The sequence below is a fragment of the Sphingomonas sp. 7/4-4 genome (assembly GCF_027941955.1).
Classification (GTDB): Bacteria; Pseudomonadota; Alphaproteobacteria; order Sphingomonadales; family Sphingomonadaceae; genus Sphingomonas.
Map to the genome: position 1 here is coordinate 1487778 of NZ_CP115960.1, position 13173 is coordinate 1500950.

The 13173-nt window shown below is 65.6% G+C and carries 14 protein-coding genes and 2 pseudogenes; 5 read left to right on the forward strand and 11 right to left on the reverse strand.

All coding sequences use genetic code 11. The annotated features are described in order from the left end of the window. Positions 1-17 precede the first annotated feature (17 nt). Both PIB19_RS07535 and PIB19_RS07540 read right to left on the reverse strand, forming a co-directional pair. Positions 18-233 (reverse strand): HAMP domain-containing protein, encoded by a 216-nt coding sequence (locus PIB19_RS07535; protein WP_271240295.1) that lies wholly within the window; start codon positions 231-233, stop codon positions 18-20. Between the two features lie 58 nt (positions 234-291). Continuing rightward, the gene (locus tag PIB19_RS07540; RefSeq protein WP_271240296.1) at positions 292-1260 is read right to left on the reverse strand and encodes a HAMP domain-containing protein; all 969 of its coding nucleotides are present in this window, start codon (positions 1258-1260) and stop codon (positions 292-294) included. A gap of 194 nt (positions 1261-1454) precedes the next feature. Here PIB19_RS07540 and PIB19_RS07545 point away from each other — a divergent pair, with 194 nt between their 5' ends. From PIB19_RS07545 to PIB19_RS07555, 3 genes are all read left to right on the forward strand, one after another. Beyond that, the gene (locus tag PIB19_RS07545) at positions 1455-1760 is read left to right on the forward strand and encodes a hypothetical protein (RefSeq protein ID WP_271240297.1); all 306 of its coding nucleotides are present in this window, start codon (positions 1455-1457) and stop codon (positions 1758-1760) included. A 66-nt stretch (positions 1761-1826) separates the two neighbouring features. Then, on the forward strand, positions 1827-2102 hold the full coding sequence (locus PIB19_RS07550; protein ID WP_271240298.1) for a DUF5985 family protein: 276 nt from the start codon (positions 1827-1829) through the stop codon (positions 2100-2102). Beyond that, positions 2099-2356: a DUF5985 family protein gene (locus PIB19_RS07555; protein WP_271240299.1), complete on the forward strand. Its 258-nt coding sequence runs from the start codon at positions 2099-2101 to the stop codon at positions 2354-2356. The genes PIB19_RS07550 and PIB19_RS07555 overlap by 4 nt, the downstream gene beginning before the upstream one ends. Positions 2357-2398: 42 nt before the next feature. On the opposite strand, the gene PIB19_RS07560 is transcribed toward PIB19_RS07555, so the two are convergent. The 6 genes from PIB19_RS07560 to PIB19_RS07585 form a co-directional block, all read right to left on the reverse strand. Next, the gene (locus PIB19_RS07560) at positions 2399-2620 is read right to left on the reverse strand and encodes a hypothetical protein (RefSeq protein WP_271240300.1); all 222 of its coding nucleotides are present in this window, start codon (positions 2618-2620) and stop codon (positions 2399-2401) included. A 28-nt stretch (positions 2621-2648) separates the two neighbouring features. Continuing rightward, a complete protein-coding gene (locus tag PIB19_RS07565) occupies positions 2649-3029 on the reverse strand; it encodes a DUF1801 domain-containing protein (protein WP_271240301.1) in 381 nt (126 codons plus the stop codon). A gap of 36 nt (positions 3030-3065) precedes the next feature. Then, a complete protein-coding gene (locus PIB19_RS07570; protein WP_271240302.1) occupies positions 3066-3476 on the reverse strand; it encodes an SRPBCC family protein in 411 nt (136 codons plus the stop codon). Then, complete coding sequence (locus PIB19_RS07575; protein ID WP_235537042.1) at positions 3473-3778, reverse strand: ArsR/SmtB family transcription factor; 306 nt, start codon at positions 3776-3778, stop codon at positions 3473-3475. The genes PIB19_RS07570 and PIB19_RS07575 overlap by 4 nt, the downstream gene beginning before the upstream one ends. A gap of 85 nt (positions 3779-3863) precedes the next feature. Further along, positions 3864-5192 (reverse strand): MFS transporter, encoded by a 1329-nt coding sequence (locus PIB19_RS07580; RefSeq protein ID WP_271240303.1) that lies wholly within the window; start codon positions 5190-5192, stop codon positions 3864-3866. Positions 5193-5296: 104 nt separating this feature from the next. Further along, a complete protein-coding gene (locus PIB19_RS07585; RefSeq protein ID WP_271240304.1) occupies positions 5297-6142 on the reverse strand; it encodes an ROK family protein in 846 nt (281 codons plus the stop codon). Between the two features lie 217 nt (positions 6143-6359). Between PIB19_RS07585 and PIB19_RS07590 the strand changes: the two genes are divergently transcribed. Beyond that, positions 6360-7688: a sugar porter family MFS transporter gene (locus PIB19_RS07590; RefSeq protein ID WP_271240305.1), complete on the forward strand. Its 1329-nt coding sequence runs from the start codon at positions 6360-6362 to the stop codon at positions 7686-7688. 43 nt (positions 7689-7731) lie between these two features. Continuing rightward, positions 7732-8916, forward strand: coding sequence for an ROK family transcriptional regulator (locus PIB19_RS07595; RefSeq protein ID WP_271240306.1), 1185 nt, complete (start codon positions 7732-7734; stop codon positions 8914-8916). A 234-nt stretch (positions 8917-9150) separates the two neighbouring features. On the opposite strand, the gene PIB19_RS07600 is transcribed toward PIB19_RS07595, so the two are convergent. From PIB19_RS07600 to PIB19_RS22940, 3 genes and pseudogenes are all read right to left on the reverse strand, one after another. Next, positions 9151-10107: a homocysteine S-methyltransferase family protein gene (locus tag PIB19_RS07600; RefSeq protein WP_271240307.1), complete on the reverse strand. Its 957-nt coding sequence runs from the start codon at positions 10105-10107 to the stop codon at positions 9151-9153. Between the two features lie 193 nt (positions 10108-10300). Continuing rightward, a pseudogene (locus PIB19_RS07605) lies at positions 10301-12621 on the reverse strand (GH92 family glycosyl hydrolase). Between the two features lie 117 nt (positions 12622-12738). After that, positions 12739-13113 (reverse strand): annotated as a pseudogene (locus PIB19_RS22940) (glycoside hydrolase family 125 protein); the annotation flags it as partial. Between the last annotated feature and the right edge of the window lie 60 nt (positions 13114-13173).

The following is a 13173-nucleotide window of genomic DNA, read 5'->3' on the forward strand; positions in this document are numbered from 1 at the left end:
CACGTTGATGGTGTTCTTCAGCTCGAGGATCTCCCCTTCACGTCGACGGTGATCTTCTTGGAAAGGTCGCCCGACGCCACCGCGGTGGTCACTTCGGCGATGTTGCGCACCTGGCCGGTCAGATTGTCGGCCATGAGATTGACGTTGTCGGTGAGATCCTTCCACGTACCGGCGACGCCGGGCACCTGCGCCTGGCCGCCAAGCTTGCCCTCGGTGCCCACTTCGCGCGCCACGCGGGTCACTTCGAAGCGAAGCCGTTGAGCTGGTCGACCATCACGTTGATGGTGTTCTTCAGCTCGAGGATCTCCCCTTCACGTCGACGGTGATCTTCTTGGAAAGGTCGCCCGACGCCACCGCGGTGGTCACTTCGGCGATGTTGCGCACCTGACCGGTGAGGTTGTCGGCCATCAGATTCACGTTGTCGGTGAGGTCCTTCCACGTGCCGGCGACGCCTTCCACGCGCGCCTGCCCGCCGAGCTTGCCCTCGGTGCCGACCTCGCGCGCCACGCGCGTCACTTCCGACGCGAACGAATTGAGCTGGTCCACCATCGTGTTGATGGTGTTCTTGAGCTCGAGGATCTCGCCCTTCACTTCGACGGTGATCTTCTTGGAAAGATCGCCCGACGCCACCGCGGTGGTCACCTCGGCGATGTTGCGGACCTGACCGGTCAGGTTGGTCGCCATCGCGTTGACGTTGTCGGTCAGGTCCTTCCACGTGCCGGCGACGCCCTTCACCTTGGCCTGCCCGCCGAGCTTGCCCTCGGTGCCCACTTCGCGCGCCACGCGAGTCACTTCGGACGCGAACGAGGCGAGCTGCTCGACCATGGTGTTCACCACCTTGCCGATGCGAAGGAACTCGCCGCGGAGCGGCCGGCCGTCGATCTCGACGGTCATCGATTGCGACAGGTCGCCCTTGGCCACCGCGCCGATGACGCGCGCGACTTCGGCGGTCGGCTGCACCATGTCCTCGATCAGCTCGTTGACCGAGCGGAGCTTGGCTTCCCAGCTGCCGGTCGCGCCGCGGACATGGCCGCGCTGGGTGATCTTGCCTTCCTTGCCGACGACGCGCGACAGGCGCTCGAATTCGTGGGTCATCGCCTCTTCCATGGCGACGACTTCGTTGAACAATGCGGCTATCTCGCCGTCTGTGCCCGGGAGATCGTCCGGCAGGCGGACAGTGAAGTCACCGCGCCGGAAGTTGCGGAGCGCGGCGACGAGTTGACGGCGATCGAGCATGTCGCGAGGTAGTTCGGCGTTCACCTGGCACTCCTGGTATGAATTCCCCCACCCCTGAGACGCTGAACGGCCCCCGGCCTGCACAAGCATAGCAACAGCTGTGCTGTAGGAAAAGTGAACGTGTGCACGGATTTGCGGCGGATTGCGGCATTTCTTCGGAGCGTTAGGAGTGGCCGGGACACTCGGGGGAAACACGCACATGAGAGACGGCGCCCGGGATGCCGGCCAAGCAAGAGGTTTCCAGCTTCATCCGTTCGACCTTCCGCTCGGTCTGGGCGCTCGAATTGTTGTGCTTCCTGAAGAAGCATCGCGATCGGGCCTGGCCGCAACGGGAATTGGTCGTCGCGCTGCGCGGGAGCGACCTCGTCGTGTCGCAAAGCATCGAGTCGCTGCTCGCCGCGGGGCTCGTCGTGATCGAACCGGGGATCTCGTCCGCTATCAGCCGACCTCGGACGCAGTCGACGGTCTCGCAACTGCCGCCGAGGCGCTCTACGCCATCCGGCCGGATTCGGTCCGGCGCATGATCGTCACGCAGGCATCTTCGGGACTCAGCAGTTTCGCCGACGCATTCAAGCTATGGAGGGAGTGAGATGACCTCGTGGTTTCCCGCGATCGTCTATCTGCTCTGCTTCGCGACGAGTTCCGCTTGCGCTCTATTGCTCACGCGCAGTTATCGCCGCAGCGGCATGCGGCTGCTGCTGTGGAGCGCCTTGTGCTTCGCGCTGCTCGCCGCGAACAATCTGTTCGTGATCGTCGATCTGCTGCTGATCCACGATATCGACTTCGGCCTTGTCCGGCTGATGCTGTCGCTGGCGGCGGTGGCCGTCCTCCTGTTCGGCTTCATCTGGGACATGGAGGAGGCGTGACCCTGCTTGCCTTCCTTTCCGGCGCGGTCACGCTCGGCTTCGCGGCGGCCGGCCTATTTTTCCTGCGTTTCTGGCGCGACACGCGCGACGAGCTGTTCCTCGCCTTCGCCGCGGCCTTTTTCCTGCTCGGCATCGCCCAAGCGATCCTTGCGCTCGGCGGAGTCCCCGACGAGCAGCGCAGCTGGGTCTATCTGGTCCGCCTCGTGGCCTTCCTCACGATCCTCTTCGCCATCCTGCGCAAGAACAGGACGTAGGGGACCCAGCCGGGCAGCGCGACCGCCTGCCGGTCATCGCCTTCACTCCTGCGCGATCGGGCGTCCGTCGCTGCGCCACCGGACCGCGTAGGGCAGGGCGAACAGATACAATCCGGTTACCAGCAGCAGGATGAGCGGAAGCAGCGCGAACAGCCCCAGCCACGCCGGAGGCTGCCCCTGCCCCATCGCGACGATGTAGACGAGGACGCCGGCGGTGAAGGCCATCGAGAGCCAGCGATGAATCTGGCGGACCCACATGTTCATGGTGATCTCCCTTGGGTAGCGGGCCGAACTATTTGGACCGGTTCAGCGCGGCGGCGGCGCGAAGCAGCGACTTCAGCGCATCCTCGTCGATCTCCTCGCCCTCATGGAAATCGATCGCCCGCCGGGCATTGCCTTCGAGGCTGGAGTTGAACAGCTTCGAGGGATCCTCGAGCGCCGCCCCCTTGGCGAAGGTCATCTTCACGGCGTTCTTGTAGGTCTCGCCCGTGCAGATCATGCCATCGCGATACCAGGTCGGAACGCCGCGCCACTTCCATTCCTCGACCACATCGGGAATGGCCTGCTTGACCAGCTTGCGGAGCCGGGCGAGCGTCTCGCCCCGCCAATCGCCCAGTTCCTCGATCCGCGCATCTATCAACTGCGAAGGAGATGCGGTTTGCGTCTCGCTCATGTCATTTCTCCCGTTGAATCTCGGCCCGGCGTGACTTCAGTCGATCCGCGCCAGCACTTCCTCGAGCCGGCCCAGGAATTGCGGCCAGCCGGCTTTCGCGCCGTGATAAGCGAGCTTCTGGTCAGGCTTGAACCCGACCTGCTCCATGCGCAGCCGCGTTCCCGTGCCCGCCTCGCTTAGCGTCCAGGTGACGGTGCTTTCGAGGCCCAGCCCGTTCCAAGTATAAGCGAGCGTCTTGTTGGGCTCGACTTCCAGCACCTGGCAATCGAGGACACCCCACTCCGCGCTGAGATTGAAGCGGTGATCCACCGCGGGCTTGAAATCGTTCTTCATCAGCCATTCCTCGATCAGGTGCGGCTGGGTGAGCGCGCGCCAGATCTTCTCGGGCGGATGCGCGATCTCGCGCTCGACGATTACGGAGCGCGTTTCGGTCGCAGTATCGGTCATTGGTCCATCCTCTTGAGCAGGTCCTCGAGATCGTCGAAGCGACTTTGCCAAAAGCCGGTCATCTCGCTCGTCCAGTCGATCAGCGGGGCCAGCGCATCGCGCCGGGCACTATAATGGGTCTGCCGGCCTTCGTGGCGATCGAGGACGAAACCGGCCTGTTTGAGCACCCCGAGATGCTTCGAAACCGCCGGCTGCGAGACCCCGGCATGCGCGGTCAGCGCGCCGACGGTCTGTTCGCCGCTTCTGCACAGGCGCTCGAAGATCGCCCGCCGGGTCGGATCGGCGAGCGTCTTGAAGAGCATGTCTCGAGCGTTGTGCATTTCAATCAATAACTCGCTGGCTATGGTTTTCCCATAACCAGCGAGTTATCGTTTAGTCAAGCCCCGGTCAGTGGACCGAGAGCGTTTCGGCGTCCTGCCGCACGACCGGTGCCCGGCCCGCGAGCACCGCGAACAGACACAGCATCAAATAGCATGCGGCGGGAACGATCAGCGCGACCGCATAGCCGGTCTTGTCGGAGACTGCGCCGACCAGCAGCGGCAGCAGGGCACCGCCGACGATCGCCGTGCAAAGCAGCCCCGAAGTCGATTCCGCAGTGCCGGTGGAACGTTCGAGTGTAAGCGTGAAGATCACCGGGAACATGATCGAATTGAACAGGCCGATCGACAGCGCAACGAAGCCCGCGGTCACGCCGCCGACTGCGAAGACATAGAAGCACATCGCCGCCGCGACGGCCGTGAACACCGCGAGCAGCAGATGCGCGCGTACCGCCGCGAGCAGCGCCGAGCCGACCGCCCGGCCGATCATGGCCCCCAGCCAGTAGAGCGCGACCGCCTTGCCGGCTTCCTGAAGCGAAACCCCGGGCACGCCGTCGCTGCCCATCAGATAGCCGAGGATCGGGACACCGAAGGCCGCGTCGGAGTGCCCCCAGACGCTGTTGTCGTTGAGCAGCAGCGCCATCTGGGTGCCGATCGAGACTTCGGCGCCGACATAGAGGAAGATCGCGAGCGCGCCCAGGAGCGCCCAGCGCGAGTTGAGCGCAGAGAAGAGGCCCGCTGTCGAGGCGACGGGGGGCGCGGCTTCGGTGACGACGCGGCGGCTGAGCCAGAAGAACACTGCCAGCGCGGCGATCAGCCCGCAGATCCACAGATATGCCGAATCGATGCCGGCCAATGCCTCGGCGCGCACGGCGCTGGTGATTACGGTGCCTTCCTTGACCTCGACGCCCTTGAGGAACAGGTGCGCGCCGAGCAGCGGCCCGAGGAAGGTGCCGAACGAGTTGAAGGTCTGGCTGAGCGTCAGGCGCAAATGGCTGTATTTGGGATTGCCCAGCGCCGCCGCGAGCGGGTTTGCGGCGACCTGCAGGATGGTTATCCCGCTAGCCAGAATGAACAGCCCGAGCAGCACTAGCGTGAATACGGCGAGATTGGCCGCGGCGAGCATCACCAGGCATCCTGCGATCATCAGGCCCAGCGCGATCAGGATCGTGGGGATCGATTTGACGCGTGAGAGCAAGGCCGCCGCCGGGAAGGACATCACGCCATAAGCGATGAAGAACGCGAACGCGGCCGCCTGCGCCTGGAAGTTGGTCAGCGTGAAGATGCCCTTCACCGATGCTACCAGCGGATCGATCAGCGAGGTGATGAAGCCCCATGCGAAGAACAATGTCGTCACTGCGGCGAATGCCAGCGTTGCACGCGAGTTCGAACGGGCCAAGGCGCTATCCTTCCTGTCGATGCACGCCCCGCCACGGCGAAGACCCGGCGATGCGTGCAATTATTATGTTTGATTTGCTAATTCGCACAGCGCGCCGCGCTTGGCTAGGCAGTCGCGAAGGCCGTGGCGGCCAGTGCGATCGAACCCATCGGGCCTGCCATATCGCCCAGCCCCGGACGAGTGATATAGCCCTCGATCCGGGGCAGCCGCATATAGCCGTTGAGGCTCTCGACCAGCGCGTTCTCTATCCGCGCCACGAGATGCGGCTGTGCGGTGAGCACGCCGCCGCCGATCGCGATTCGCTCAGGGCCCGCGCCGCAGACGAGCGCATGCGCCATGGCCGCGATGGTGTGGACGATCGGCTCCCAGACGGGGTCGTCCGCGGCCACGTCGCGAACCGCCCGGCCGGCGAGGCGCGACACCAGAGCGGATCCCGAGGCGAGCCCCTCGACGCAATCGTCGTGAAACCCGCACACGCTCGGATGATCATCGCCCGCCAGCCGCGGCACGCGCACATGACCCCATTCGCTGTGCGCAAAGCCGCGTGTGGGCCGGCCATGGACGATCAGCCCCACGCCCACCCCGGTTCCTACGGTGACATAAGCGAAATCGCTCATGCCCTGACCGCTGCCCCAGGCGACCTCGGCCAGCGCCGCGCCGTTGACGTCGGTGTCGAATCCCACCGGAACCGCGAACGGCGCGGACAAGGTGCCGCGCACGTCGGTACCGGCCCAGCCGGCCTTGGTGGTCGCGAGGATATGGCCATGCGACGGCGAGCGCGCGTCGAGATCGATCGGTCCGAACGAAGCAATGCCCAGCGCACGGAAGCCCGGATGCGCGTCCCAGTCGTTCAGCACTTCCAGGATCGCCGGCAAGGTCTCCTCGGCGCTGGTGGTCGGTACGATCTGCTGGTCGAGGACCCTGCCCGGCCCGAAGGCAAGGGTGCACACACATTTGGTGCCCCCAAGCTCGATGCCGGCATAGGGGCGCTCCCCGTCGAAGCGTCGTCCGAGATACGCATGGACGACGGCAAACCCTTCGACATTCCCCTCCCTCTCCGCGGCTGTGCCCGCCTGTAAAACCCTAGGCTTGTACAGCCCGACGTTCGCATTAATAATCCAAATTACATAATTCAACGGTCGAACAACGGCCAAAGAGAGGATTGCGATGAGTGCATCCAATGGCAAGCTGAACCCCTCGGCGATCATCGCCGCGAGTCTTGCGGGGCTGTTGTTCGGATTCGACACCGCAGTGATCGCCGGCGTGACCGAGGCGCTGCGCGGCACGTTCGGCCTTTCGCCGGCGCAATTGGGCGCCGCGGTGTCCGCCGCATTGGTCGGCACGCTGATCGGGGCGCTCGGCGCGGGCAAGCCCGGCGATCGCTATGGCAGCCGCACGATCCTGTTGTGGATCGCCGCCGCCTATATCGTCTCGGCGCTCGGTTCGGCACTGAGCAGCGGGCTCGCGATGCTCGTCGCCTTCCGCTTCCTCGGCGGCCTCGCGATCGGAGGGTCGTCCGTGCTGGCGCCGGTCTATATCACCGAAGTCGCCCCGCCCGAACGGCGCGGCATGCTGGTCGGCTTCTTCCAGTTGAGCATCGTGCTCGGCATCCTGGGTGCTTATGTCAGCAATTTCCTGATCGCGCAGGCAGTCGACGGCGAACTGGCGTGGCGGCTCAAGCTCGGTATCGCAGCGGCCCCCGCTTTGCTCTTCCTTGTCCTGATGCTTCGGGTCCCGCAGAGCCCGCGCTGGCTCTTTCATCGTGGACGGACCGTGGAAGCCAGGGAGGCGATCGAGACCTTGTCCATGGGCGACCCCGACACTTTGCTCGCGCAATTCGCCGGGGGCGCCACGGCACCGGGCGATGACCGGCTGAGCTGGCGGCTTCACCGCCGTCCCATCCTGCTCGCGATCGGTCTCGCGATGTTCAACCAGCTCTCGGGCATCAATGCGATCCTCTATTATCTGGGCGACATCTTCGCCGCCGCGGGCTTCGACGCCGTCTCGGCCGACCTCCAGGCCGTGGCGATCGGCGTGGCGAATCTCCTGGCGACTATGCTCGGCATGGCGATCATCGATCGCGTCGGCCGAAAGCCGCTGCTGCTGGTCGGCGCCATGGGCACCGCGGTCGCGCTGGCGTCCGTCGCCACGATCTATTCGACCGGCCGGGGACAGGCATGGCTGCTGCCCGCACTGATCGGCTTCATCCTGTTCTTCGCAATCTCGCAAGGCGCAGTGATCTGGGTCTATTTGTCCGAGATCTTCCCCACCGCGGTGCGCGCCCGCGGCCAGTCGCTCGGAAGTGCCACGCACTGGGGGATGAATGCGCTGATCGCCTTTGGCTTTCCCGTGGTGGCGCAATATACCCAGGCATTGCCATTCTGGCTGTTCGCCGGCGCGATGCTGGTGCAGGCTGGTGTGATCTGGCGATATTTCCCCGAGACCCGGGGACTTTCGCTGGAAACGATGGGACGGACAGTCGAGGGTCGGGAATGATACGCTTGAAGACGACGGCTTCGATGACTGATAGCGCTATCGCATGACGGCCACTCCCCGAACCCGCCCCCGCCTTTCCGGCACCAATCTCGAGCGCGCCGCCGATCACAACCAGCGGGTGACGCTGCACGGCATCCGCGTGCTGGGCCCGCTCACGCGTGTCGAACTTGCCGGGATCACCGGCCTGACCGGCCCGGCGATCGCCAACATCACCAAGCGACTGCTCCAGGACGGGCTGATCGAGGAAGCCGGACAGCGCCGCGGCGGTCGCGGCCAGCCGCCGACCAAGCTCGTGGTGCGCGCCGACGCGTGCTATTCGATCGGCGTCAACATCGACCGCGATCACATCACCCTGGTGCTGGTCGACTTCTCGGGCGAGACGCTGATCCGGGTTTCCGAAGAAGTCGATTTCGCGCTGCCCGATCAGGTTCGCGCGCTCTATCGCCGCTCGATCAAGAACATGCTGCGCAGGGCGGGCGTCGACGTGGCCAAGGTCGTCGGTATCGGCGTCGCGGTGCCCGACGATCTCGGGCTGGTCGACCTGCCCGGCCGCCCCGCCGAATATACCGCGTGGGACAAGACCAACATGGTCGACCTGTTCCGCGAGCCGCTCAACCTGCCGGTTTTCGTCGAGAACGACGCGGCGGCGGCGGCGATGGGCGAGATGCAATTGGGCCTCGGCCACACCAACAACAGCTTCTTCTATGTCCTGATCTCCTCGGGCCTCGGCGGCGGACTGGTGGTCGACGGCTCGTATCTGCGCGGCGCCGACGGGCGCAGCGGCGAGCTGGGCTTCATGCGTACGCTTGCGGGCGAGGAGATTCAGCGGATGGTCTCGCTGTCCGGCCTCGCACGGCATCTCGAGCGCAACGGGTGCAAGCTCGCCGACGTGATGGGCGCCGCCGACCAGAACGCGGCGACCAGCGCGTGCGTCGCCGCATGGATCGAGGACGCCGCGCGCCAGCTCACCGTTCCGCTCGACGCGATCAACTGCCTGATCAACCCGGCGGCGGTGCTGGTCGGCGGCCGGCTGCCGACCGCGTTGCTCGAGCGCCTTGCCGAGCGCGCCAACGAACTGATGCAGGAGCGTGCGAGCCTGTTGCCGACAGTCGCGCCGGTGATCCGTGCGGCGCTGTCGGAAGACGCCCCTGCGGTAGGCGCAGCTATCCTGCCGTTCAGCCATTTCCTGCTGCCCAAGCAGGCGGCGCTGTGGAAGGCATCAGCCTGAACGACAGCCAACCGGAAGGTTGGTGAGCGCAGCGGCCCCAACCTTCCGGTTGGCTCGGAAAATGGCAGTTTTGCGTGGGTTTTGCCGTTTGAGGCACCGAGTCAACTGGTGCGCGGTTGACTCGTTTGCGTATTTGCGAGTCAACCGACGCATCGGCATGCGAAGGAGCGGTTGGGAGGTTCTGCTGCTCGCCCATAATAGAACAAAAGCAGAACAAATCCTACATTTCCAGCGCTATCTGGAGTCCCGGCCCGACCGCGTGTTCAGCGCGCGCGCGATCTCGGTGACGTGGCGCAGATCGCCGCCGCAACAGGCGCCGAAAATGTTGAGCCAGGGCATCCGCGCAGCAAGCTCCGCATAAAGCTGACCCAGCTCCTTCGGATCGCCCGCATCCAGTTCGGGTGCTTCGTCGAGCTCGGCATGGCTGTGGCGCGAGGCGTTGGCACGAATGCCACGGATCCGGCGTGCCCAGTCCGCGTCGTGCAGCACGCCGGAGAAATGGTCGGGATGAGCGCAATTAACCATGAAATAGGCGGTCGCGCCGTCGGTCTGCGTATCGACCGCGCGGATCGCGTCGGCGAGCGACTGGCCATCGGGAAGCCGGCCATCGGTTTCGACGGTGAAGGAGATGACGACCGGAAGGCCGCGCTTCGTCGCTGCCTGCACCAGCCCGACCGCTTCGCTCGCCTGGGTGAAGGTGAGGCCGGTGACCATGTCGACCTCGGTCGGCGCCAGCCAGTCGAGCTGCTCGGCATAATAGGCTGCGGCTTCGTCCGCCGGGATCCGACGCTCGGGGCGATAGGCATCCCCGCGCGGGCCGATCGTCGCACTGAGGACGATCGGAGCGCCGCCCTCGAAACGCGCGCGCAGGTTGCTCGCCAGCGCGACCGCGTCTTCGTTCACCGCGCGTAGCTCCTCGGGGCTCTGGCCGAGATCGGCCGCCCAGTGTCGGTGCGCTTTCCACGTCGTGGTATCGAGAATGAAGCCCGCGCCGGTTTCCCGGGCGAGGTTCAGGAAACCCTCGAAATAGCGCTCCACCGCTGCCCTGCCCGCGGCTTCGGGCAGCAGCGTGTGCGCGGCGAACTCGCGGATCTCGATCCCGTGGTTGAAGATCAGATCGGTTTCCAGACCCGCATCGGTCAGGAAGAGGTCGCCGCCGAGTTGCGGCAATGCGTCTCTGTATCGGGCCATCGTCCGTTTCCACCCCGCAACGATCGAGCGGCGCTTTTATCATGCGGGGGAGATTAGACTAGATTGGGAACTCCGCCGTGCCCGCTATTCCTGCGCCGTCACCCCGGCCTTGAGCCGGGGTCCCGCTGTCTTTCGGACGAGAAGAAGAAGCGGGATCCCGGCTCAAGGCCGGGATGACGAGAAATGTGAGTCCCTAGGCCGGGATTCGGCCGAATGAAGGCGGGCGATCCGCTTTGGCGGTGCCGAAGCGCGACGGGGTCCGGCCCATCTCGAACTCCAGCTCGCCGCCCTTCGCCAGATCGGCATGGCTGATCCAGTTGCGGGTCCAGGGCTTGCCGTTCCACCGCACCGACTGGACATAGGGCGCGTCGGGCGCATTACCGCGCGCGATGACCCGCAGCGCCCTGCCCTGCCCCAGCCGCACCTCGGCGCGGTCGAACAGGGGCGAGCCGAACACGTACACGGCGCTCACCGGATCGACCGGATAGAAGCCCAGGGCGCTCAGCACGAACCATGCGCTCATCTGGCCGCAATCGTCGTTGCCGATCTCGCCGTCGGGATCGGCCTTGTACATCTCGGTGCACAGCCGGCGGATCATCGCCTGCGTCTTCGCCGGGGCGCCGGCATAGGCGTAGAGATAGGCGACGTGGTGGTTGGGCTCGTTGCCATGTGCGTATTGGCCGACCAGCCCCGAAATGTCGGGGGAGCGTTCTCGGGCAGGGTCGAGGGCGCGTTGAACAATGCGTCGAGCTGCTTCTCGAACGCCGCGTCGCCGCCGAAATGATCGATCAGGCCAAAGACGTCGTGCTGGTTGAGGAACGTCGCCTGCCAGCCATTGGCCTCGGTATAATCGCGATGTTTCTTGACGTCATGGCCCAGCTGGATCGGGTCATAGTTCGCCCACCAGCTGCCGTCCGCGAATTTGGGCTTGGCAAAGCGCGTCGCGGCGTCGAGCACGTTGCGGTAATTCCGGCTGCGTTTGCGCAGCGTCTCCGCATCGTCCTTCGCACCCGCCGCTTCGGCGAGCATCGCCATCGCCCAGTCGTCATAGGCATATTCCTGGGTACGGCTGACCGACTCCCAGATCTTGTCGGCAGGGACAAAACCGAGGTCGTAATAATATCCGCGCCCCAGCGAGCCGTCGCTGTCCTTGAAGGTGCGGTCGAAGGCGCGGCGGCGGATGTTGGGCCAGGCGGCGGCATAATCCGCCTCGATCCCCTTCGCGCGCGCCTCGGCGAGCACCGACACCGAGTGCCAGCCGATCATGCAGCCGGTCTCGACGCCCTGGAGCTGCCAGACCGGCGGGCCATAGGGGCTCTGCTGCGTCTGGCGGACCAGATCGCGGGTGAACATCGCCGCGCGTTCGGGCTGGACCAAAGTCAGCAGCGGATGGAGCGCGCGATAGGTGTCCCACAGCGAATAGGTGCTGAAGGCCGGCGCGTCGGCCGGGGCCTGATGCACCTGCCGGTCCATCCCGACATAGCGGCCGTCGCGATCGGTGAAGAGCGTCGGCGCGAGGAAGCAATGGTAGAGCGCGCTCGCCATGATCGTGCGCTGGGCGGGCGTGCCGCCCTCGACGCGGACGCTGTCGAGTTCCTTCGCCCAGGCGCGCCGCGCGGCAGTGGCGGCGCGGTCGAAGTCCCAGCCCGGCGCCTCGCCGGCGAGCGCGGCCTTGGCGCCCGCGACGTCGATCGCCGAGATGCCGGTCTTGACCAGGATCGGATCGCCGCCGGCTTCGTCGAAGAACAAGGCGATCTTGAGCTTGTTGCCGGTTACGCCCTTGGCCCCGGCGGACGCGGGCTTGTTGTCGTCGCCGAAGAATTCGACCCGGCTGGGCTTCCGCGAAAGCTGCATCGCGAAATGCATATGCCGCCCCTTGGCCCAGCGATGCACGCGGCGGCTGCCGGTGAGCACGCCGTCGGCGTCGATCGCCAGCGAGGCCTGGTCGACGATAATGCCCTTGTCCCACACGTCGATGATCATGTGGGCGAAGTCGATCAATATGTGTCCGGCGCCCTTGGGGAAATGATAGCGGTGGAACCCGGTGCGCTCGGTCACGGTCAGCTCGGCGAGCACTCCGGATTCGAGTTTGACGCGGTAATAGCCGGGCTCGGCATGCTCTTCGGAGAAACGCTGGCGATAGCCCTTGTCCGGATCGTCGAGCTTGCCCGGATCGAGCTCGAGCGACCCTCGCGTCGGCACCACCAGCACGTCGAGCATGTCGCCGATGCCGGTGCCCGAGAGATGCGTGTGCGAGAAGCCCATGATCGAGCCGTCGGTGCGGTGATAGCCCGAGCATGCGTCCCAGCGGCTATTGTCGGTGTCGGGCCCGAGCTGGACCATGCCGAACGGCAGCGACGGCCCCGGAAAGGTATGGCCGTGCCCGCCGGTGCCGATGAACAGATCGGGCTTGGTCGCTGCCGTACCCTGGACGCGGGCCAATCCCGGTGCTGCCGAACCCAGAGCGGCGAGCCCGGCACCGCCGAGAAGCTGGCGGCGATTTGCGGCGATCATGGTCGTGCTCCGTTCAATTACGCTGGGCGAGCAGCGCGGGGCGCGCTTCTCGATGTCGAGGATCAGGTCGCCGAACAGTCCGTTGGCCCAGGCGAACCAGCTGCGGGTGAACTTCGTCGGATCGTCCTTGTGGAAGCTTTCGTGCATGAAGCCGGTGCCGCCGTGCGTGGCCTTGAGCGTCTTGAGGCACGCACCGACCACCGCCAGATCGTCGTTCATCAGCGCGCGTGTAATCAGCGACATGGGCCAGATCATGTCCATGCCGACATGCGGACCGCCGATCCCCTCGCCCGCCGTGCCGGCGAAGAAATAGGGATTGCGCGGGCTCCAGGCGAGCGCGGCGGTGCGCCGATAGAGCGGGTCGTTGCGGTCAGCCGAGCCGAGCAGCGGCAGGCCCGACAGGCTCGGGACATTGGCGTCGTCCATGAAGATCGCATTGCCATAGCCATCGACTTCGAACGCCCAGACCTCGCCGCCCTTGCCGTCGGGCATCTTGCCGTATTGGTCGAGCGCCTGCTGGACCTCAGTGGCGAGCGCCTCGGCGTCAGCGGC

Bases quoted from the DNA above. Each gene is read 5' to 3' on its own strand.
- PIB19_RS07575 (WP_235537042.1), bottom strand. From the start codon at position 3,778: ATGCTCTTCAAGACGCTCGCCGATCCGACCCGGCGGGCGATCTTCGAG.
- PIB19_RS07570 (WP_271240302.1), bottom strand. From the start codon at position 3,476: ATGACCGATACTGCGACCGAAACGCGCTCCGTAATCGTCGAGCGCGAG.
- PIB19_RS07550 (WP_271240298.1), top strand. From the start codon at position 1,827: ATGACCTCGTGGTTTCCCGCGATCGTCTATCTGCTCTGCTTCGCGACG.
- PIB19_RS07595 (WP_271240306.1), top strand. From the start codon at position 7,732: ATGACGGCCACTCCCCGAACCCGCCCCCGCCTTTCCGGCACCAATCTC.
- PIB19_RS07590 (WP_271240305.1), top strand. From the start codon at position 6,360: ATGAGTGCATCCAATGGCAAGCTGAACCCCTCGGCGATCATCGCCGCG.
- PIB19_RS07545 (WP_271240297.1), top strand. From the start codon at position 1,455: ATGCCGGCCAAGCAAGAGGTTTCCAGCTTCATCCGTTCGACCTTCCGC.
- PIB19_RS07565 (WP_271240301.1), bottom strand. From the start codon at position 3,029: ATGAGCGAGACGCAAACCGCATCTCCTTCGCAGTTGATAGATGCGCGG.
- PIB19_RS07560 (WP_271240300.1), bottom strand. From the start codon at position 2,620: ATGAACATGTGGGTCCGCCAGATTCATCGCTGGCTCTCGATGGCCTTC.
- PIB19_RS07600 (WP_271240307.1), bottom strand. From the start codon at position 10,107: ATGGCCCGATACAGAGACGCATTGCCGCAACTCGGCGGCGACCTCTTC.